The sequence below is a fragment of the Nannocystis pusilla genome (assembly GCF_020073745.1).
Classification (GTDB): Bacteria; Myxococcota_A; Polyangia; order Nannocystales; family Nannocystaceae; genus Nannocystis; species Nannocystis radixulma.
The window spans coordinates 165,395-183,122 of record NZ_JAIRAU010000043.1 but is presented as its reverse complement, the minus strand read 5'-3'; the positions used below and the strand labels follow the sequence as shown (position 1 = coordinate 183,122).

The window sequence follows — 17,728 nt, the reverse complement described above, 5'->3', positions numbered from 1 at the left end:
CGTGGCATACGGCGGCCTCAGACAACCTCACCGGCGCCAGGTTCCGCGGCGATCGTCATGAGCTAGAGCGGCGGCAACCCGACGAGCGCCGCGTGAGCCTCGGCCCACGCCTGCATGCCCGGACCGTCGAGGCTGTAATCGCTCGTCAGGCTCCACGGCCACGCGCCCGCGTAGCCGTTGGCGAGCAGCACGTCGAGCCGCGCGCCCGCCTGGTCGGAGGCGATGAACTCACCGACGACCATCGGCCGGTCGAGGCCGAGGTCGGTGTACATCTGCGCCGTCGGCGAGAACAGCACCGTCCCCAGCTCCGGATCGCCGTTCCACGCCTGGTCGTCCATCCAGGGGTAGTAGTGCGTCTGGTAGAAGTCGAGCTCCAGCGACGAAAACCCGCGGGCCTCCGCGAACTCGGGCGTCCACACGCGGCACCACTTCAACGACGTCGACCGAAGCATGTTTTCACGGACATGTTCTCCGAGACCGGTCGGGTGTCGTCGCCGGCGAACGAGATGCCCGCGCGGCCGTCGGTGAACACGAACCACCGCGCGACCCGTAGCCCGTCCGACGCGGGCGCGACGATGCCGGCGTCGAGCGAAACGGCGTGTATCGCCCCCACAACGACCGAGGGGCCGCCCGGCGACGCCGGACAGCCCCTCGCGTTGCAACTCGACAGCGATCAGCCGCCGGCAGCGATCGAGCCGGAGACCTGGACAGCCGCGTCGAGCTGGGTCTTCAGCTTGCCACCCGCATCCTTGAGGAGGTTGGCCGCCTGCGGGAGCAGGGTGATCGCACAAGCCGCGCCGAGCGAGGCCTTGAGGTCGCCCGAGGCCTTGAGCTCGGCCGCCGCACCGTTGACCGCGCTGACGCCGGCATCGCCGAGCGTCGCGGTGACGTCGATCAGACCCTCCGCCTTGGCCATCGCGGCGAGCAGCGCGGCGTAGCGGATCTTGAAGGTGCTGATGAAGGCGCGGAACTCGAGCTCGCCCTGCGAACCGGCCGCGACGTTGAGCTTGTACTGGATGTCCAGCGACGGCGGGTAGCACTGCACGCTCGCCTCGGCCTTCGCCTCGACGGTCGCCTCGCACTCGGCCGACACCGACGGCGGCGTCGCCTTGCCGTCGCAGCCGCCCTCGCACTTGACGTTCGCCTCGGCCGACGCCGAGCAACGGACCTCCGCGTCCGCCTGGCAGTCCGCCATGCCCGGGTCGTACTCGCACGAACCGGTGCACTTGCCCTCGCACTTGCCACCCGCGCCGAGGTCGCACTCGCCCTGGCAGTCGCCGGCGCAGCGACCCTCGAAGTCCTGGCCGTCGCACTGGCCGCGGCAGGTGCCCTCGCACTTCGCCGCGATCTCGAGGTTGCAGCTGCCCGAGCAGCTACCATCGCACGTCAGCATCGGCGCCTGGCCCTTGCAGGTCAGGCCGCCCGCGGCGCGGCAGTCGGCCTGGGCCTCGGCAGAGACCTTGCACGAACCCTCGCACGAGACCTCGACGCTGCCCGGCTTGGCCTCGACGTCGCACTCGGCGGCCGCCTTGGCGGTGACGTCGAGCGACGCCTCGCAGCGCGCCGGCTCGGCCTTCACCTGGATGCCCGCGTCGATGTCGACCCACGCCGACAGCTTGCCCTCGAGCGCGGCCTTGAAGTCCGCCGGACCCGTGGCGCCGACGAGCGCGTAGAGCCCCTTGAGCTCGGCCTCGATGTTGGCGGCGGTGGTGTTGATGGCGCCCGACACGTCGAGCGTCGCGCTGAAGAACGCGTCGACCTCGGCGATGCCCGACACGGCGAACTTGCCGTTGAGGAACGCTTCCTTGTCGCACGTGAGGCCGCACTGCTCCGCCAGGTCGCCCGCATCGCAGCCCTGCGTGGCTGTGAGCGAGACGCCCGCGATGAGGCCGCCGGCGATCAACCCAAAGGATCCCATTCGATTCGTGATCATGATCTTCACTTGCTCCTTACCAAGCTCTGCGATGAACTCGTCGGTGGTTTCCACGGAATTCTCGCCGCGCTGGCCCGGACGCGCGCGCCCGAGCTAACGGTCGAGATGGTCCCATGACCGAAGGACCCTGCAAAGCCCCTTTAAAAGGGAACGAGCCCGGGCGCAGCAACGTGGGCACTGCGCCGGACCCGTCACGAACCGCAACCCAACCGCCCGGGTGCGGGAGGTTAGCTTTGCAAGGTTCGCTCGCGAAGACAGGACCAGACATGGAAGCCGATGGTGCCCTTGGACAGCGCGACCGCGCAAATCTTCAGCCGGGCCGGCGGTGTTTACCATGCTCCGCGACCGGTGCCAGTTTTGCCCCGCGCGAATCCGACGCAGACCGCTGCCACCGGTCTCAGGGATCGTCGTCGGGCCCGGGCTCGAGGTCGACGATGACCGGACAGTGGTCGCTCAGATCGGTGTAGTCTCGCTCGGGATAGGTCGGGGTCGAGCGGAAGGGGCGACAGGCATGACGAGCACAATGAAGGAGTGGCTCGGCGTGGGCCTTCGCGACCTCGGCCTCGAGGAGCCCTGCGACCCACACCAGGTCGAGCAAGGACGGCTCGTGCCAGGCGTCGCGCCTCGCCCCGTCCCAGTACACCGAGCAGCCTGAGCGGTTGACCACTCGCTGCAGACCCACGGCGCCGAGTCGCGCATCGAGTGCCTTCAGCTCCGCGTCGGGTCCACCTCTGGTCGGACCGGTGGCGTTGAAATCGCCGAGCACGATGACATCGCCGTCATCTTGCGCGATCTCCTGCACGATCTCCGCCAGTACTTCCCACTGCGAGCGACGCAGCGCGTAGCCCTCGTCGCGCGCCTTGAGGTGCACGACGAGCACATGAAAGTCGGGGCCGCCGCCGCGGACCCGCAAGTAGCCCGAAAGGCCAGGTCGCACCGGGCCGCCCATGGCGAGGCGCTCGTGCTCTCGCGGCGCACCGACGAGCTCGATGCGGGACGGGTCGTACAGGAAGCCGAGCTTCTGCCCGCCGCGTCCGCCCGCCGTCGACAGCACCAACTCCCAGCCCGGCATCAACTGCTTCAGTCGCGCCGCGTCGTGGATCTCCTGCACCGCGATCACGTCGGCAGCGAGCTCGGGCAAGCGCGCCGCCAGCAGCGTGAGATCCTGCCCCTCGTCGGGGAAGTTGCGCAGGTTCCACGTCGCCACCCGCAGCCGACCCGCCAGCTTGCTCGGCGCGCCGCCGTCGCCCGGCAGCGCCAGCCAGCGGCGGATCGACTCGCCGGCCAGCGACCAGGCGAGCACCAGCACGATCACCAGCGCGGCGCCGAGCCAGCGAGGTCGTCGTCGCCGCCGCCGCGTCACTTCAGGCCTCGAACTCGTACTCGGTGAAGCCGAGCTCGAACGTGCACGCCCGCGCCGGCTCGATCGCCGTCGGCGGCGCCGCGGCGTGCTGCACGACGTAGCGCCCGGCCAGGCGGACCACCGCCTCGGGCGCGTGCGCGAGACCTGTCCCGAAGGTCAGGCGCCGCCCGCCGCCGGGCGCGTCCGCGTGCGCGAGCAGCTGCAGCGCCGTCGCGTCTTCCGGCGCCTGCGCGTACAGGTCGCAGCCCGCCGCGTCGACGGCCGTCTGCTCGACCTCGACCTCGACGCGCATCGACCACCCGCGCCGCGTCGCCCGCCGCTGGAGATCTGCCAGCAGGTCGGCGGCCGCGAACTCGTAGATGTCGTCGTCGTCGAGCGCGCCGGGCTGGGCGACCGGCAGCGCGACCGTATAGACCGGACAGAACGCCGCGCCGCCGTGTGGATCGCCGACGCCGTACACGCAGCGCAGGCCGATCAACCCCGGGGCCAACCATGCTTGTTCGGACATGTCCCTCGGGACACCGTCATCGCGCCGGGCGGCGACCAGACGCAGACGCATGGGACATGTCCGAAAGGACTGCTAGCCCTCGCCGCGCATCGGGATCCGCTTGCGCTGGCGACGCTTGCGGCGGCGCTCGGCCTCACGGAGCTTGCGCTTCATCTTCACGCTCGGCTTCTCGTAGTGGCGACGGCGCTTGATCTCGCGGAGCACGCCCTCGCTGGCCATGAGGCGGCGGAGCTTGCGGATCGCCCGCTCGACGCCGCGCTCGTCGACCTTGACCTCCAGCGGGCGGCCCGTCACCGGCCGATGATCGTTCACGGTGGTGGCGGGGTTCGGGAGCGGCTCGCGGCGCTGGTTGTAGTCGGAGAACTCTTCGTCGGTTTGGCGGGCCATGGTGAAGGCCGCAATGGATAGGAGATCCCGCGCCGCCGGTCAAGCGGCCCGCCTGCGCCGGTGTTCACCCGCCCGCGACGCCGCCGGCGGCCGTCCGCCCGCCGTCGACGGCGATGACTTGCCCGCTGATGAAGGAACTGCGGGCCAAGAAAAGCACCGTCTCGGCCACGTCGTCCGGCGTGCCGATCCTCCCGAGCGGGATTGCGCGCAGAATCCGCGCGCGGATCTCCGAGCCCTCGGCGTACCGCGGATCTTCTTCAGGCCAGGCGACGACCCCCGGCGCGACGCCGTTGACCCGCACCGCCGGCGCCAGCTCGACCGCCAGCGCCTTCGTCGCCATCCACAACCCGGCCTTGGCGGTGCAGTGGTCGAAATATCCCCGCCACGGCTGCATCCCCGCGACGTCGAGGATGTTGACCACGGCGCCGCGCGCGGCGGTCAGCGCTGGCGCCAGCGCCCGCGCGAGCGACACCGGCGCGACCAGGTTCACCTCGAGCACGCGCCGGAGGTCATCGTCGCTGCGCGCGAGAAAACCGCCGCGCTCGAAGGTCGCCGCGCTGTTGACCAGCAGATCGAGCCTAGCGCCCGCCGGCTCGAGCACCCGCTGCGCCACCGCCGCGCGCGCCGACTCCGCCGCGAGATCGCCCTGGATCGTCCCGAGACACCGTTCGCCGAGTTCGCTGGCGACCTCGACCGCCTCGGCCCCGCTACGGTGATAGTGCAACCAGACGCGGTAGCCGCCGCGAGCCAGCGCCGTGGCGATCGCCCGACCGACGCGCACGGCGCCTCCCGTGACCAGAGCGATGGGCTCCGAGTGCTCCATGGCCGGCAGAGCCTACCGATCTCACGAGCGGATGCCACCACCGAACCCTCTCGCAATATTGACTGTTACGATAGGTCACAGGTAAGGTTTCTTCATATGGCGGGGACGGCTCGGACGCTCAGTTTGAAGGACATGCTGGCCGGGAGCGGCTGCACACCACGCACCGTGCGGTTCTACGAGCGCGAGGGCCTGCTGCGGGCCACGCGGACGCGCGGGGGGCACCGCGCGTTTTCGCCCGAGGAGCTCGACCGCCTCAACTTCATCGTCGCGCTGCGGGAGGCCGGCTGGTCGCTCGAGGAGATCGCCGAGCTGTTGGCGGTCCGTGGCGCCGCCGCCAGCGACCGCGACGCCTGCCGTCAGCTCGACCATGCCCTGCGCACGCGCCTCGGCGAGCTCGAGCGCAAGCTCGACGTCCTCACGCGGCTGCGCAGCGATCTCGAGGGCACCCGCGAGGCGCTCGCGGTGTGCAGCGAGTGCACCCAGGCGTCCCCCGACCGCACCTGCTGCCGCGACTGCAAGCGGCTCCCCGAACCCGGCGAATTGCCGCGAGGGTTTCGCCTGATCTGGCGTGGCGACGGCTAGCGCACGTGCCTCGACCGCGCGGAACGGGTATATCGGGGCGCAGTGTCCTCCAAGCGCGCCGAAGACAAGCCTGCGGAGAACGACCGGCGGATCGCCCTCGAGCAGGCGATCACGACGCTCCTCGACGCCTGCGGCGTCGACCGCGGGCACAAGGACTTCACGAGCACGGCGAGCCGGGTCGCCCGCGTGTGGTCGCAGGAGTTCCTGTCCGGCTTCGACATGGACCCCGCCAAGATCCTCGGCGACCCGGTCGAGGGCGAGGGTGAATCGGCGCTCGTCGTCGTGCGGGGGATCCCCTTCCACGGCCTCTGCCCGCACCACTTGCTCCCCTACACCGGCACCGCCACCGTCGCCTATCTACCCGCCGCCAGGCTCGCGGGCTTCGGCCGCCTCGCCGATCTCGTCGCCTGCTTCACCCGCCGTTTGACCCTGCAAGAGCGCGCCTGCAACGACGTCGTCGACGCGCTGGTCGAGCACCTCGGCGCGCGCGGGGCCGGTTGCGTCATGCGTGGGCGCCACACCTGCCTCAGCATCCCCGACAACAAGCACGACGCCGAGGTCGTGACCAGCTCGGTGCGCGGCGAGATGTCGAGCCGGCCCGATCTGCAGGCCCAGCTGTTCGCGTGACCGCGCTCCGCCTGTACCTCGTGCGCCACGGCGAGCCTGTCGCTTCGGACATGTTCATCGGGCACGCCGACGTCGGCCTGTCGCCGCGTGGACTCCGCCAGGCCGACGCCGTCGCGCAGGCGCTGGCCCCCGTGCCGCTGGCCGCGATCTACAGCTCGGACCTCGAGCGGGCCGCGATCGGTGCCGCGCGGATCGCCGCCACCGGCAGCGAGCGCCCTGCGCCGAGCGCCTTGCTCGAGCTCCGCGAGATGAACCTCGGCGTGCTCGAGCAGGTGTCGTTCCGCGACGGGCGCGCACGCGTACCCGAGCTCGCCCGACTCGGCTACGACGACCTCCTCGACCATCGCCTGCCCGGCGCCGAGAGCGTGCGCGACCTGGCCGCACGCGTCGTCCCCTGCGTCGTCGGGCTCGTCGCCCGTCATCGACGCGGGCCCGGCGAGTCGCGGCGCGCTCCGGCCCCGGCCGTCGTGATCGTCGCGCACAACACCGTCAACCGCGTCGTCCTGGCCTGCGCCGCGGGGCTCGGGCCGGCCGGATACACGCGCTTCGAACAGGCCCACGGGTCGCTCAACCGGGTCGACGTGCCTGACACCTGGAGCGCAACCGACCCGTGGGCGGGCACACGAATCGGCCTCGTCAACTGGACCCCTGAAGCGACCGAAACCGCCGCTCTTTCTCGCTAGAGCAATTCCTGCGCGGTTGTGCACCAGCCGGCCTGCTGGCCCGCGGACTGGTGGCGGCCGGCAGCTCGCGGGGTATAAAGCAGCGTCGCCCCATGCTCACGGCCAGGTCCACACCGCTGCCCGAAGTTTTGGCGGCGCTGCCGATCTTCCCGCTGCCGAACGTCGTCCTCCTGCCGGGCATGGTGCTGCCGCTCAACGTGTTCGAGCCGCGCTACCTGCAGCTCGTCGACCACGCGTTGAATGAAGGCCAGCACATCGGCGTGCCGCTGCTGCGGCCCCGCGGCGAGCGGACGGCCGAGCGCCGCCCCGCGATCGAACCGGTGTTCGGGCTCGGCAAGCTGGTGTTTCACCTGCGCCTGCCCGACGGTCGGCGACTGATCCGCCTCGAGGGCCTGGGGCGCGTGCAGCTCGTGCGCGAGCTGCCGATGACCAACCTGTTCCGCCAGGTCGAGGCCGCCGCGCTGCCCGAGCCGCCCGTGTTCGACAAGTCGTCGCTGCTGCTGCTGCGCTCGCAGATCGAGCGGCTGGCGCGGCTGTCGGGCGACGACGGCGACGCGCTCGGCTCGCTGCTGGCCCTGCCCGACCCGCGGATCCTCCTCTACGCCCTCACCGCCTTCCTCCCCAGCCTCGAGCTCATGGGCGGCCACGACGTCGCCTCGGCCGCCGCCCGGCGCGAGCTGGTCGACCTGCAGCAGCAGAGCCTGGCCGCCGAGACCCCCGAGGACCGGCTCACCTTCCTGGTCGACCGCACCGCCACCCTCCTGCGCCGCCTCGGCGACGGCAGCGAGGCCTCGATCCTGCTCAACTAGTCGCGGCCTTGTGGCTGTCTCGCGGGACATGTGTCCCGCGAGACATGCGCGAGAGGACATGTCTCCCGAGACACGCCTGTCCTTGCGGACAGGCCTCAGGTCACCGTGCGCAGCAGGCTGCTGCGCTTGGGCCCCGTCGCGCTGAGCTTGCTCAGCGCCAGGGCCGCGCGCGCGGCCACGTTGGTGAAGGCCTTGGCCTGCTCGCTGTCGGGCGCGCCCTCGACCACCGGCACGCCGGACTCGCCGCCGTAGGACACGCGGTTGTCGATGGGCACCTGGCCGAGCAGCTCGACGCCGAGCTCGCGGGCCAGCGCCGCCCCTCCGCCGGAGGCGAAGATGGCGTCGTGGTGGCCGCAGGTCGGGCACACGTAGAAGCTCATGTTCTCGACCACGCCGACGACCGGCACCTCGAGCTTGTTGAACATGTTGACCGCCCGACGGACGTCGATGAGCGCGACCTCCTGCGGGGTGGTGACCATGATCGAGCCGGTGATCGGGATCAGCTGGGCGAGCGAGAGCTGGGCGTCACCTGTCCCCGGGGGCAGGTCGACGATCAGGTAGTCGATGTCGCCCCAGTCGACGTCTTCGAGGAACTGCTTGAGCAGCTTGTGGATCATCGGCCCGCGCCACACCACGGCGTTGCCGGGCTCGACGAAGAAGGCGACGCTCATGACGGGGATCCCGCGGTACATCGCGGGGCTGATGCGGTCGCCGGCGAGGGTGGTCGACGTCTCGCGCTCGGCGGTGCCGAGCATCTTCGGCACGCTGGGCCCGTAGATGTCGGCGTCGAGCACGGCCACCCTGGCGCCGAGGCGGTGCAGCGCCATCGCCACGTTGACGCTGACGGTGCTCTTGCCGACGCCGCCCTTGCCGGCCGCGACCGCGAGGATGTTCTTCACCGTCGGCAGGCGGTTGAGGTCCTGCCGCGCCGGCTTGTGCGGCACCTTGAGGCCCCACTCGATGGTGCCGCGGAGGTTGCGAGCGGCGAGCGCCGCGCGGACCGACGCTTCGAGCGCGTCGCGCAGCGGGAACCCCGGCGAGATCAGGTCGATCTTGAACTTCGCCTCGCCCGCGGCGTCGATGCGGACGTCAGAGACTTGGTCGGCGACGATCTCGCGGCCGGTCGCCGGGTCCTTCACGCCCGACAACGCGGCCAGCACTTGCTCCACGGTGACGCTCATGCCTTCTTCTCCTCCGCCGCCTGTGCGTCGGGTTCCTCATGCCCCTCGAGCGCGGACAGGTCGAGCAGGTTGTCCTTGGGCAGGCGGTGGCGCCGCAGCGCCTCGCCGGGCTCGCCCGCGAGCACGTGTTCGCGCATCAGCGCGTCCGCCGTCGCCACGTCCATGCGCCCGTAGTACGTCGCGCCGCCCTCGTCGTCGACCACCAGCACGGTGACCCCTGACTCACACGGTCCGAGGCACGTGCAACCCATCACGCGCAGCCGCGTCTTGAGGCCGAGCTCGACGCGGAGTTGCTTGAGGCGGTCGAGCACGTCTTTGCTGCCACGACGCATGCAGCTGCCCTGGATCGCGTCCGGGTCGCGCAAGTTCTGACAGACGAACACGAGCGAAGGCTGCTTCATGGCGCGGCGCTCACCTGTAGCACGGGGACTTTGCTCGGCCGGCGCGCCGGCTTACAATATCGGGCGGAGCCAACGCACAGGTTATGGCAGTCCTCGACATCGTCAAGTACCCCGATCAGCGGCTGCGCGAAGCGACCTTCGACGTCGGCGAGATCACCGACGACATCCGTCAGCTCGTCCGCGACCTGATCGACACGATGTACTCGCTCAACGCCGCCGGGATCGCCGCGATCCAGGTCGGGCGCCTCGAGCGGATCTTCGTCCTCGACGGCAAGGTCCCCGCCGGCGGCGACGACAACAGCCCCCCGCTCGTCTTCATCAACCCGGAGCTGGTCGAGACGGGCAAGGGCCTCGCGGTGGCCGAGGAGGGCTGTCTGAGCTTCCCCGGGGTGTACGTCGACATCAAGCGCCCGCGCTGGGCCAAGGTCCGCGCCCGCGACCTCGACGGCAACACGGTCGAGGTCGACGGCGACGGCCTCCTCGGCCGCGCCCTGCAGCACGAGCACGACCACCTGACCGGCAAGCTGATGATCGACCTCGTCGGCACGATCAAGAAGGAAGTCATCAAGCGCAAGATGAAGCGCTGGCACGCCGAGCACGACGGCGAGAAGCCCGCCGCGGCCCCGAGCCTGCCCGAGCTCGTGTGAGCCGCGGGCGCCGGTCGCCCGCTCGCCTCGGCTCCGCCCCTCCGCGCCAGGCGCGAGAGGGGCGTCGCTGCTTTCTCCGGTTCGCGGGCTTCAGACCAGCTGCGGACTGCCGCTCGCGTCGGCCTCTTCCTTCTGGGCCGCGACCACGGTCAGCGCCGTCATGTGGACGATGTTGTCGACCGAGCAGTCGCGCTCGAGCACCGTGACGGGGCGGGCCATGCCGAGCAGCACCGGGCCGACGGCCGGCACGCCGCCGAGCTCGCGCATCAGCTTGTAGGCGACGTTGCCCGCCTCGAGGTTGGGGAAGATGAGCACGTTGGCGGGGCCGGTCAGCTGCGTCGACGGGAAGATGCTCTGCATCAGCGCGTAGTCGACGGCGACGTTGGCCTGCATCTCGCCCTCGACCTCGAGGTCGGGGCGGCGGCGGCGGAGCAGCGCCGTCGCGTCGGCCACCATCGTCGAGCGGGCGTCGCGGACCGAGCCGAAGTTGCTAAAGCTCAGCATCGCCACCCGCGGCGTCACGCCGAACGTGCGCGCCGCCTCGGCCACCATCTCGGCGACGTCGGCCAGCGTGGTCGCGTCGTAGTCGAGGTTCACGGTGGTGTCGCCGAAGAACAGCATGCCGCCCTTGTGGAGCATGAGGTACATGCCGCAGATCCTCCGCGCGCCGGGGCGGATGCCGATGATCTGCAGGGCCGGGCGGATGGTGTCGGAGTACGAGAAGTTGAGGCCCGTGACGATGCCGTCGACGCGGCGCTCGGCGACCATCATCATCCCGAAGTGGTTGCGCTCGCGCATGAGCAGGCGCGACAGCTCGGCCGTGACCCCCTTGCGCTCGCGGCGGCGGTGCAAGATCTCCGCGTAGGCCGACGCGGCCGGGTCCTCGCGCGGGTCGACGATCTCGTAGGACCCCTCGAGCAGGTCGATGTCCAGGTCGCGGATGAGCTTCTCGATCCGCTGCGGGTCACCGAGCAGGATCGGGCGGGCGATCCGCTCCTCGGTGATGATCGAGCAGGCCTTGAGGATCCGCGGGTCGTCGCCCTCGGGGAACACGACCTTCTTCGGCGCGCCGGCGGCCATCCGCACGAACTTGCGCATCACCGCGGTCGAGCCGCCGAGCAGGCCCTGCAGGCGCTCGCGATAGCCGTCGAGCTCGAGCTGGATCTGGGCCACGCCGGTGTCCATCGCCGCCTTGGCGACCGCGGGCGCGACCCAGTGGAGCACGCGCGGGTCGAACGGCTTGGGGATGATGTACTCGGGCCCGAAGTGGAACTCCTCGCCGTAGGCGGCGTTGACGACCTGCGGCACGTCCTTGCGCGCCAGCTCGGCCAGCGCGTGCGCGGCGGCCACCTTCATCGCCTCGTTGATCTGCGTCGCCCGCACGTCGAGCGCCCCGCGGAAGATGAACGGGAAGCCGAGCACGTTGTTGACCTGGTTGTTGTAGTCGCTGCGCCCGGTGGCGACGATCGCGTCGGGTCGGGTCTCCTTGGCCGTCGGGTAGTCGATCTCCGGGTCGGGGTTGGCGAGGGCGAAGATGATCGGCCGCGGCGCCATCGCCTGCAGCATCTCCGGCGTGACGAGGCCGGCGCGCGACAGCCCGAGCAGCAGGTCGGCGCCGACCAGCGCGTCGGCCAGGGTGACGGCCGGCACGTCGCGCACGAACTCGAGCTTGGGGTCGCCGGCCTCGAACTTGCGCTTGGTCGACAGCACGCCCTTCGAGTCGCACATGACGATGTTCTCGGCCTTGACCCCGAGGCTGATGTAGAACTTGGCGCAGGCGATCGCCGAGGCGCCCGCGCCGCTGACGACCACCTTGAGCTCGCCGATCGCCTTCTTCTGGATCTCGACCGCGTTGAGCAGCGCCGCGCCGCTGATGATCGCGGTGCCGTGCTGGTCGTCGTGGAACACCGGGATGTTCATGCGCTGCTTGAGCTTCTCCTCGATGTAGAAGCACTCGGGCGCCTTGATGTCCTCGAGGTTGATGCCGCCGAAGGTCGGCTCGAGCGCCGCCACGCACTCGATGAACTGGTCGGGGCTCGTGGCCTTGACCTCGAGGTCGAACACGTCGATGTCGGCGAACTTCTTGAAGAGGACGCCCTTGCCCTCCATCACCGGCTTGCTCGCCAGCGGGCCGATGTCGCCGAGGCCGAGCACCGCGGTGCCGTCGGAGATGACGGCCACCAGGTTGCCGCGGGCCGTGTACTTGTAGACCTCGGCCGGGTCCTTGAAGATCTCCATGCACGGCTCGGCGACCCCCGGCGAGTACGCGAGCGACAGGTCGCGCTGGGTCGTGAGCGGCTTGGTCGGGACGACCTGGATCTTGCCGGGGCGGCCCTTCGCGTGGAACTCGAGGGCATCCTTGCCGCGCTGGGAACGGGGGTTCGACATAGGGGCTGCAAGATACTCGCAGCGGCCCACGTCGTCACGTTCCTGGCGCGCTTGCCGGCGCGCACGCCGGTTCACGGGCGCGCGCAGGCACCCGCGCGCGGCCCTCGACCGCCGCGGCTGCTAGCGGTCGAGCAGCTTGTGCACCTGCGTCCGCTCCCACAGCACCGCCTCGGCGTAGCGGTCGAAGAGCGCCTCTGCGCGGCGGAACTCGGGCGTGTGATAGACCCGCCGGCCGTCGACGATCGGCATGTCGTGCACCTCGTGAAGCATCTCATGGTAGATGATCCACTCGACGAAGAAGCGCGGGACGTCGGCGGCGTCGAGCACCGGGTGCACGCGGATGAGCCGCTCTTCGATGGAGTAGCTGCCGAGCTTGATCGACTCGCGCCCGGGCTTGCGGCGCGCCCGCGGCCCCCAGGTGATCTTGGCCTCGATCGCGCCGCCGAAGTAGCGCGCGTTGAGGCCGTCGAACAGCTCCTGCAGGTTGAAGTGCGCGCCCTGGGTGTCGAGCTGCTGGCTCCGCGGCCGCTCGGCGTCGCGGATCAGGTGCTCGTTGCCGTCGATGTAGCGGCGCAGCAGCGCCCCCGCCTCGCGGTCCTGCGACTGCGCGTAGCGGGCCACCGCGCGCAGCACCGCCGGCGGGGCGGCCGCGAACATTCGGTGCATGCGCAAGGTGTAGACGCCCTGCCCGCGCTTGACCGACAGCATGGTGTGGACGTTGTCGGTGAAGATGATGCGCGCGCGATGGCCCGGCTTCAGATAGGCCGACAGCCGCCGCTGCAGCCACTGGCGCAGCGCGTCCTCGCTGGCCGCGTCGAGCTCGCCGGCCGCGGCGCGCTCGGCCGCCGCCGCCAGCGCCTCCTCCTCGAGGTCGAGGTCGTCGCCGAACTCGGCGCCGACATCGACATCGACGTCCTCGTCCGCCTCGGCGTCGCGGACGCCGTCCGGGCTCGGGTCGCGGACATCGCCATCGGCCCGGGACTCGGCGTCCACGAGGCGCAGCGCGGGGGCGTGAGCGGAGCGGTGGGACTTCATCGCGGCAGAGCGCTGGGCTGGCGCTGGACGGCCGCGCAGGTCGGACGCGGTCGAGTCTCTCGGAGCGATCGGCATCATAGGCGTCGGTGGCGAGGTTACGAGTTCGCGGTGATCTCGATGGGATCACGAACGGGCATGTAGGATATCCGCCTACGCGACGGCGTCGAATTCGTGGGGTACCGGCCCCGCCTCGCCGGTCGCGGCGCGAAATTTGATCTGCCCCGCGCGATCTGGAAAGACGCCCCGCCGCCGGGCGTACACTGCCGGCCCATGCACCTGCGCGTCCTGCTGTTCGCGGGCCTCCGCGAGCGCCTCCGCCGCGACAGCGTCGACGTCGAGCTGCCCGCCGGCGCCACCGCCCGCGACCTCCTCGCCGCCCTCGCCCGCGATCGACCTGAGCTTTCGGCCAGCCTCTCGGTGTGTCGCGTCGCCGTCGACCACGAGTTCGTCGCCGCCGACCACGTGATCGGCGAGGGCAGCGAGGTCGCGATCATCCCGCCCGTCAGCGGCGGTCACGACGGCCCGGCGGCTTATCAGTTGATCAAGGAGCGCCCGCTGTCGCTCGCCGACGTCGTCGCCGCGGTCGCGCACCCCGGCGCCGGCGGCATCGACATCTTCGTCGGCAACGTGCGCGACCGCAGCCGCGGCCACGACATCGCCCGCCTCGAGTACGAGGCCTACGAGCCGATGGCGCTGCGGGTGATGCAGCAGATCGGCGCCGCCGTCGAGGCCGAGACCCCCGGCGCGCGCGTGGCCATCCACCACCGCCTCGGCGTGCTGCAGATCGGCGACAGCGCCGTCATCGTCGCCGCCTCGGCGCCGCACCGCGCCGAGGCGTTCGCGGCCTGCCGCGCCGCGATCGAGCGGCTCAAGCAGGACGTGCCGATCTGGAAGCGCGAGGTCGCCACCGACGGCCACGCGTGGGTCGTGCAGGGGCCGTGACGTCGCCGCCGAGCATTGACATGTCTATTTGGACATGTCCTTGACGACATTCGACCCCTCGCCCCGACCTCGCGGCGCCGGCCTCGGCCGTGAGGCCGCCCCTCCTGCCCGCGGGCGCGGCGGCGACGGCGACTGGCACGATCGGCCGGACAACCGGGCGCGCCGGTGACCACGAGCCCGGCCGCTGGGGTACTCTCGCCCGGCCCATGGCCCGCTACGCCCCGCTCTTCCTCCTCTTCTTCCTGTCCGGCATCAGCGGCCTGATTTACGAGTCGATCTGGTCGCGCTACATCAAGCAGTTCGTCGGCAGCGCCGCCACCGCCCAGGTCCTCGTGCTCAGCCTGTTCATGGGCGGCATGGCGCTCGGCTCGCTGCTGGCCTCGCGCAAGCTGGCCAACGTGCGCGCCCCCGTGCGCGTGTACGGCTTGATCGAGGGCGGCATCGGCCTGTACGCGCTGGCGTTCCCGCTCATCAGCGAGACCGCCATGCGGCTGTGCTACGACCACGTGTTCCCGCAGATGGGCGGCGGGTTCGCCGTCGACGTGGTCAAGTGGAGCGTGGCCGGCCTCCTGATCCTGCCGCCGTGCGTGCTCCTGGGCATGACCTTCCCGCTGATGAGCGCCGGCATCCTCCGCCGCGACCCCGCGCGCTCGGGCGAGATCCTCAGCTTCCTCTACTTCACCAACAGCATCGGCGCGGCTCTCGGCGCGCTACTGTCGGGCTTCGTGCTGGTCGCCAACTTCGGCCTGCCCGGCACCCTCGCCTGCGCCGCCGGGCTCAACGTCCTCATCGCCCTGATCGCCCTGGCCCACAAGAAGCAGCACGAGCCGATCACCGAGGACACCAGCGTCAGCGCCGGCACCGACGACCTCGTCAAGCTGCTCCTGCTCGTGGCCTTCGGGACAGGTCTGTCCTCCTTCATGTACGAGATCGGGTGGATCCGCCTGCTGTCGATGATCATCGGCAGCGCCACCCACTCGTTCGAGGTCATGCTGTCGGCGTTCGTGTTCGGCCTGGCGATCGGCGGCCTGTGGGTGCGCAAGCGGATGGACAGCTTCAAGCGGCCCGAGCTGGTGCTCGGCATCGTCCAGCTGATCATGGGCGTCGCCGCGATCGCGACCCTGCCGGCCTATCAATGGGCGGTCGAGGCGATCGGCTGGCTGCTGGTCGACGCGCAGGGCGCCCGCACCGAGGCGCTGTGGCTGCAGTTCAACGTCCTCCGCTATGCGCTGTGCCTGCTCATCATGTTCCCGGCGACCTTCTGCGCCGGCATGACCCTGCCGCTCATCACCCACGTGCTGCTGCGCCGCGGCCAGCCGGAGGGCGTCATCGGCCGCGTCTACGGCTTCAACACCCTCGGCGCGATCGCCGGGGCCGTGCTCGCCGGCCTCGTGCTCATGCCCATCATCGGCATGCAGCGCGTCATCGTCCTCGGCGCCGCCGTCGACGTCGCCCTCGGCCTCGCGCTCGTGTTCGGCGACGCCCGCCGGGCCAAGAACTCGGCCGAGATCCGCCGCTTCGGCCGGGTCGCCGCCGGCAGCTCGCTGCTCACCCTCGCGTTCGGCCTGTTCGTCGTCCAGATCGACCCCATGGTCCTGTCGGCCACCGTGTTCCGCAACGGCCGCACCCGCCTGCCCGAGGGCTTCGAGCTGCTGTCCTACGTCGACGGCCGCACCGCCTCGGTCTCCGTCGTCCGCCTCACCAACGAACGCGAGTACCGCGTCATCTACACCAACGGCAAGCCCGACGCCTCGGTCGTGCTCAACCGCTACCCCAAGGAGCGCGACCCCGAGCTCGGCCCCGACTTCGCCGGCGACGAGCCCAACCAGGTGCTGGTCGGCCTGTTGCCGCTGATGTCGCGCCCCGACGCCACCGACGTCGCGCTGATCGGCTTCGGCTCCGGGGTCACGGCGCACGTGCTGCTCGGCTCGCCGACGCTGCAGCGCCTCGACACCATCGAGATCGAGCGCGAGATGGTGACGGGCTCGCGCAACTTCTACCCCGCCAACGCGCGCGCCTACGACGACCCGCGCAACAACTTCTGGTTCGACGACGCCAAGGCCTACTTCGCCGGCGCCGCGCGGCGGTTCGACATCATCGTGTCCGAGCCGACCAACCCGTGGGTCAGCGGCGTCTCGAGCCTGTTCACCGTCGAGTTCTACCGGGAGGCCAAGCGCTACCTGAAGCCGCGGGGGATCCTCGCCCAGTGGCTGCAGGGCTACGAGCTCAGCGACGAGCTGCTGCTGACCGTCCTCGCCGCCCTCGACCAGGAGTTCAGCGACTACCAGATCCTCCGCGTCGGCGCGAGCGACTGGGTGATCCTCTCGGTCGCCGACGGCGAGCTCGGGCGCCTCAGCGACGCCCCGCTCGCGTGGGCGGCGATGAAGCCCGAGCTCGAGCTGCTCGGCGTGCACGACATCGGCCAGGTCGACAACCTCGTGGTCGCCAACCGCCGCATGCTGCACCCGTTCCTCGCCGGCCGCCCGGCCAACTCCGACGCCATGCCGTTGCTCGACACCGGCGCCGAAAAGGCCCGCTTCCTCAAGGAGTCGGCCGGCTTCCTCCACCGGATCCGCTGGACCCCCGCGCCGCTGCTCGAGGTGCTCGGCGGCATCGAGCGCCGGCCCTACCCCGCCAGGGGGATCGGCGACCGCCGCGCCCCCCACGTGTTCGAGGAGGCCGAGACCGCCGTCGCCCTGCTGCGCTTCCACGCCGACCCGACCCTGCGCTTCGCCGAGGACATCAGCCTCACCACCATGAACCAGTGGGTCGACGAGCAGCGCCGGATCACCGCCGGGATCGACGACTGGGACGCGTGGGTCGAGAAGACCTACGGCGTCTACATCAACCTCGTGCCGCACCTGCGCCTCGACGACGTCGCCTGGTGGAAGGAGGTCCGCAGCACCGCCCAGGAGCACAAGGCCCCCGCCGAGGTCCTCGCCTTCCTCGACGCCCTCGACGCCCTCCAGGCCCGCGACACCGCCCGCCTGCGCAGCCGCCTCGACGAGCTCGACGCCAAGAACAGCGCGCTGCTCAGCAAGGGCATGCGCTCGATCGCCGGCATGGTCGCGCGCGAGCTCGCCGGCGACGAGGCCGACCGCCGCGCCTGGGCCGAGCACAACATGGAAGGCGTCGCCGACGCCGAGCTCCGCGGCGAGCGCCTGGCCTACGAGGCCCTCCGCGCCTACGCCGGACGATGAGACGACCTGCCCCTCCGGACATCCCCGTCCGCCGGGGCTCGACCTGGCCTCTCAGACATCCGTGCGCAGACCGGTCGCTGCGCCCGCTCGACTTGTCCCTTCGGACATCTCCACGCCCGCGCCTCCCTGTACCCAGATCGGCCCGCGCATCCTCACCACCTGTCCCTTCGGACATCCACCTGCATGCGGGGACCCGATCCTCGTCCTCCGGTGCGGGGT

General features: G+C 70.8%; 17 protein-coding genes. 7 read left to right on the top strand and 10 right to left on the bottom strand.

The window, feature by feature from the left end; translation table 11 throughout:
* Positions 1-62: 62 nt before the first annotated feature.
* The 6 genes from K7C98_RS30185 to K7C98_RS30160 form a co-directional block, all read right to left on the bottom strand.
* Positions 63-452, bottom strand: coding sequence for a hypothetical protein (locus K7C98_RS30185; protein WP_224195266.1), 390 nt, complete (start codon positions 450-452; stop codon positions 63-65).
* 221 nt (positions 453-673) lie between these two features.
* Positions 674-1,933: a hypothetical protein gene (locus tag K7C98_RS30180; RefSeq protein WP_224195265.1), complete on the bottom strand. Its 1,260-nt coding sequence runs from the start codon at positions 1,931-1,933 to the stop codon at positions 674-676.
* A 397-nt stretch (positions 1,934-2,330) separates the two neighbouring features.
* Positions 2,331-3,296: an endonuclease/exonuclease/phosphatase family protein gene (locus tag K7C98_RS30175; RefSeq protein ID WP_224195264.1), complete on the bottom strand. Its 966-nt coding sequence runs from the start codon at positions 3,294-3,296 to the stop codon at positions 2,331-2,333.
* A 1-nt stretch (position 3,297) separates the two neighbouring features.
* A complete protein-coding gene (locus K7C98_RS30170; RefSeq protein WP_224195263.1) occupies positions 3,298-3,804 on the bottom strand; it encodes a hypothetical protein in 507 nt (168 codons plus the stop codon).
* A 72-nt stretch (positions 3,805-3,876) separates the two neighbouring features.
* Positions 3,877-4,083, bottom strand: a complete 207-nt coding sequence (gene rpsU, locus K7C98_RS30165) for a 30S ribosomal protein S21 (protein WP_346660317.1) — start codon at positions 4,081-4,083, stop codon at positions 3,877-3,879.
* A 172-nt stretch (positions 4,084-4,255) separates the two neighbouring features.
* The gene (locus K7C98_RS30160) at positions 4,256-5,014 is read right to left on the bottom strand and encodes an SDR family oxidoreductase (RefSeq protein WP_224195261.1); all 759 of its coding nucleotides are present in this window, start codon (positions 5,012-5,014) and stop codon (positions 4,256-4,258) included.
* A gap of 132 nt (positions 5,015-5,146) precedes the next feature.
* Here K7C98_RS30160 and K7C98_RS30155 point away from each other — a divergent pair, with 132 nt between their 5' ends.
* The 4 genes from K7C98_RS30155 (at position 5,147) to K7C98_RS30140 (ending at position 7,715) form a co-directional block, all read left to right on the top strand.
* The gene (locus tag K7C98_RS30155) at positions 5,147-5,596 is read left to right on the top strand and encodes a MerR family transcriptional regulator (RefSeq protein ID WP_224195260.1); all 450 of its coding nucleotides are present in this window, start codon (positions 5,147-5,149) and stop codon (positions 5,594-5,596) included.
* Between the two features lie 42 nt (positions 5,597-5,638).
* Complete coding sequence (folE, locus tag K7C98_RS30150; RefSeq protein WP_224195259.1) at positions 5,639-6,223, top strand: GTP cyclohydrolase I; 585 nt, start codon at positions 5,639-5,641, stop codon at positions 6,221-6,223.
* Positions 6,220-6,906, top strand: coding sequence for a histidine phosphatase family protein (locus K7C98_RS30145; protein ID WP_224195258.1), 687 nt, complete (start codon positions 6,220-6,222; stop codon positions 6,904-6,906). Before folE ends, K7C98_RS30145 begins: the two co-directional genes overlap by 4 nt.
* Positions 6,907-6,998: 92 nt before the next feature.
* Positions 6,999-7,715, top strand: coding sequence for an LON peptidase substrate-binding domain-containing protein (locus tag K7C98_RS30140; protein ID WP_224195257.1), 717 nt, complete (start codon positions 6,999-7,001; stop codon positions 7,713-7,715).
* A 95-nt stretch (positions 7,716-7,810) separates the two neighbouring features.
* Here K7C98_RS30140 and K7C98_RS30135 read toward each other — a convergent pair whose 3' ends face one another.
* Positions 7,811-8,896 (bottom strand): Mrp/NBP35 family ATP-binding protein, encoded by a 1,086-nt coding sequence (locus K7C98_RS30135; protein WP_224195256.1) that lies wholly within the window; start codon positions 8,894-8,896, stop codon positions 7,811-7,813.
* Complete coding sequence (locus tag K7C98_RS30130) at positions 8,893-9,297, bottom strand: (2Fe-2S) ferredoxin domain-containing protein (protein WP_224195255.1); 405 nt, start codon at positions 9,295-9,297, stop codon at positions 8,893-8,895. The genes K7C98_RS30135 and K7C98_RS30130 overlap by 4 nt, the downstream gene beginning before the upstream one ends.
* Before the next feature lie 83 nt (positions 9,298-9,380).
* On the opposite strand from K7C98_RS30130, the gene def reads away from it, so the two are divergent.
* The gene (gene def / locus K7C98_RS30125) at positions 9,381-9,944 is read left to right on the top strand and encodes a peptide deformylase (protein ID WP_224195254.1); all 564 of its coding nucleotides are present in this window, start codon (positions 9,381-9,383) and stop codon (positions 9,942-9,944) included.
* 90 nt (positions 9,945-10,034) lie between these two features.
* On the opposite strand, the gene K7C98_RS30120 is transcribed toward def, so the two are convergent.
* On the bottom strand, positions 10,035-12,332 hold the full coding sequence (locus K7C98_RS30120) for an NADP-dependent malic enzyme (RefSeq protein WP_224195253.1): 2,298 nt from the start codon (positions 12,330-12,332) through the stop codon (positions 10,035-10,037).
* Positions 12,333-12,452: 120 nt separating this feature from the next.
* Positions 12,453-13,367, bottom strand: coding sequence for a hypothetical protein (locus tag K7C98_RS30115; RefSeq protein ID WP_224195252.1), 915 nt, complete (start codon positions 13,365-13,367; stop codon positions 12,453-12,455).
* A 270-nt stretch (positions 13,368-13,637) separates the two neighbouring features.
* Here K7C98_RS30115 and moaD point away from each other — a divergent pair, with 270 nt between their 5' ends.
* Both moaD and K7C98_RS30105 read left to right on the top strand, forming a co-directional pair.
* Positions 13,638-14,309, top strand: coding sequence for a molybdopterin converting factor subunit 1 (moaD, locus tag K7C98_RS30110; RefSeq protein WP_224195251.1), 672 nt, complete (start codon positions 13,638-13,640; stop codon positions 14,307-14,309).
* Between the two features lie 206 nt (positions 14,310-14,515).
* Complete coding sequence (locus tag K7C98_RS30105; protein WP_224195250.1) at positions 14,516-17,509, top strand: hypothetical protein; 2,994 nt, start codon at positions 14,516-14,518, stop codon at positions 17,507-17,509.
* Positions 17,510-17,728: the final 219 nt, after the last annotated feature.

Coding starts and splice junctions, on each gene's coding strand:
- K7C98_RS30185 (WP_224195266.1), bottom strand. CDS start 452: ATGCTTCGGTCGACGTCGTTGAAGTGGTGCCGCGTGTGGACGCCCGAG.
- K7C98_RS30180 (WP_224195265.1), bottom strand. CDS start 1,933: ATGATCACGAATCGAATGGGATCCTTTGGGTTGATCGCCGGCGGCCTC.
- K7C98_RS30170 (WP_224195263.1), bottom strand. CDS start 3,804: ATGTCCGAACAAGCATGGTTGGCCCCGGGGTTGATCGGCCTGCGCTGC.
- K7C98_RS30160 (WP_224195261.1), bottom strand. CDS start 5,014: ATGGAGCACTCGGAGCCCATCGCTCTGGTCACGGGAGGCGCCGTGCGC.
- K7C98_RS30155 (WP_224195260.1), top strand. CDS start 5,147: ATGCTGGCCGGGAGCGGCTGCACACCACGCACCGTGCGGTTCTACGAG.
- K7C98_RS30140 (WP_224195257.1), top strand. CDS start 6,999: ATGCTCACGGCCAGGTCCACACCGCTGCCCGAAGTTTTGGCGGCGCTG.
- K7C98_RS30135 (WP_224195256.1), bottom strand. CDS start 8,896: ATGAGCGTCACCGTGGAGCAAGTGCTGGCCGCGTTGTCGGGCGTGAAG.
- K7C98_RS30130 (WP_224195255.1), bottom strand. CDS start 9,297: ATGAAGCAGCCTTCGCTCGTGTTCGTCTGTCAGAACTTGCGCGACCCG.
- def (WP_224195254.1), top strand. CDS start 9,381: ATGGCAGTCCTCGACATCGTCAAGTACCCCGATCAGCGGCTGCGCGAA.
- K7C98_RS30120 (WP_224195253.1), bottom strand. CDS start 12,332: ATGTCGAACCCCCGTTCCCAGCGCGGCAAGGATGCCCTCGAGTTCCAC.
- K7C98_RS30115 (WP_224195252.1), bottom strand. CDS start 13,367: ATGAAGTCCCACCGCTCCGCTCACGCCCCCGCGCTGCGCCTCGTGGAC.
- moaD (WP_224195251.1), top strand. CDS start 13,638: ATGCACCTGCGCGTCCTGCTGTTCGCGGGCCTCCGCGAGCGCCTCCGC.
- K7C98_RS30105 (WP_224195250.1), top strand. CDS start 14,516: ATGGCCCGCTACGCCCCGCTCTTCCTCCTCTTCTTCCTGTCCGGCATC.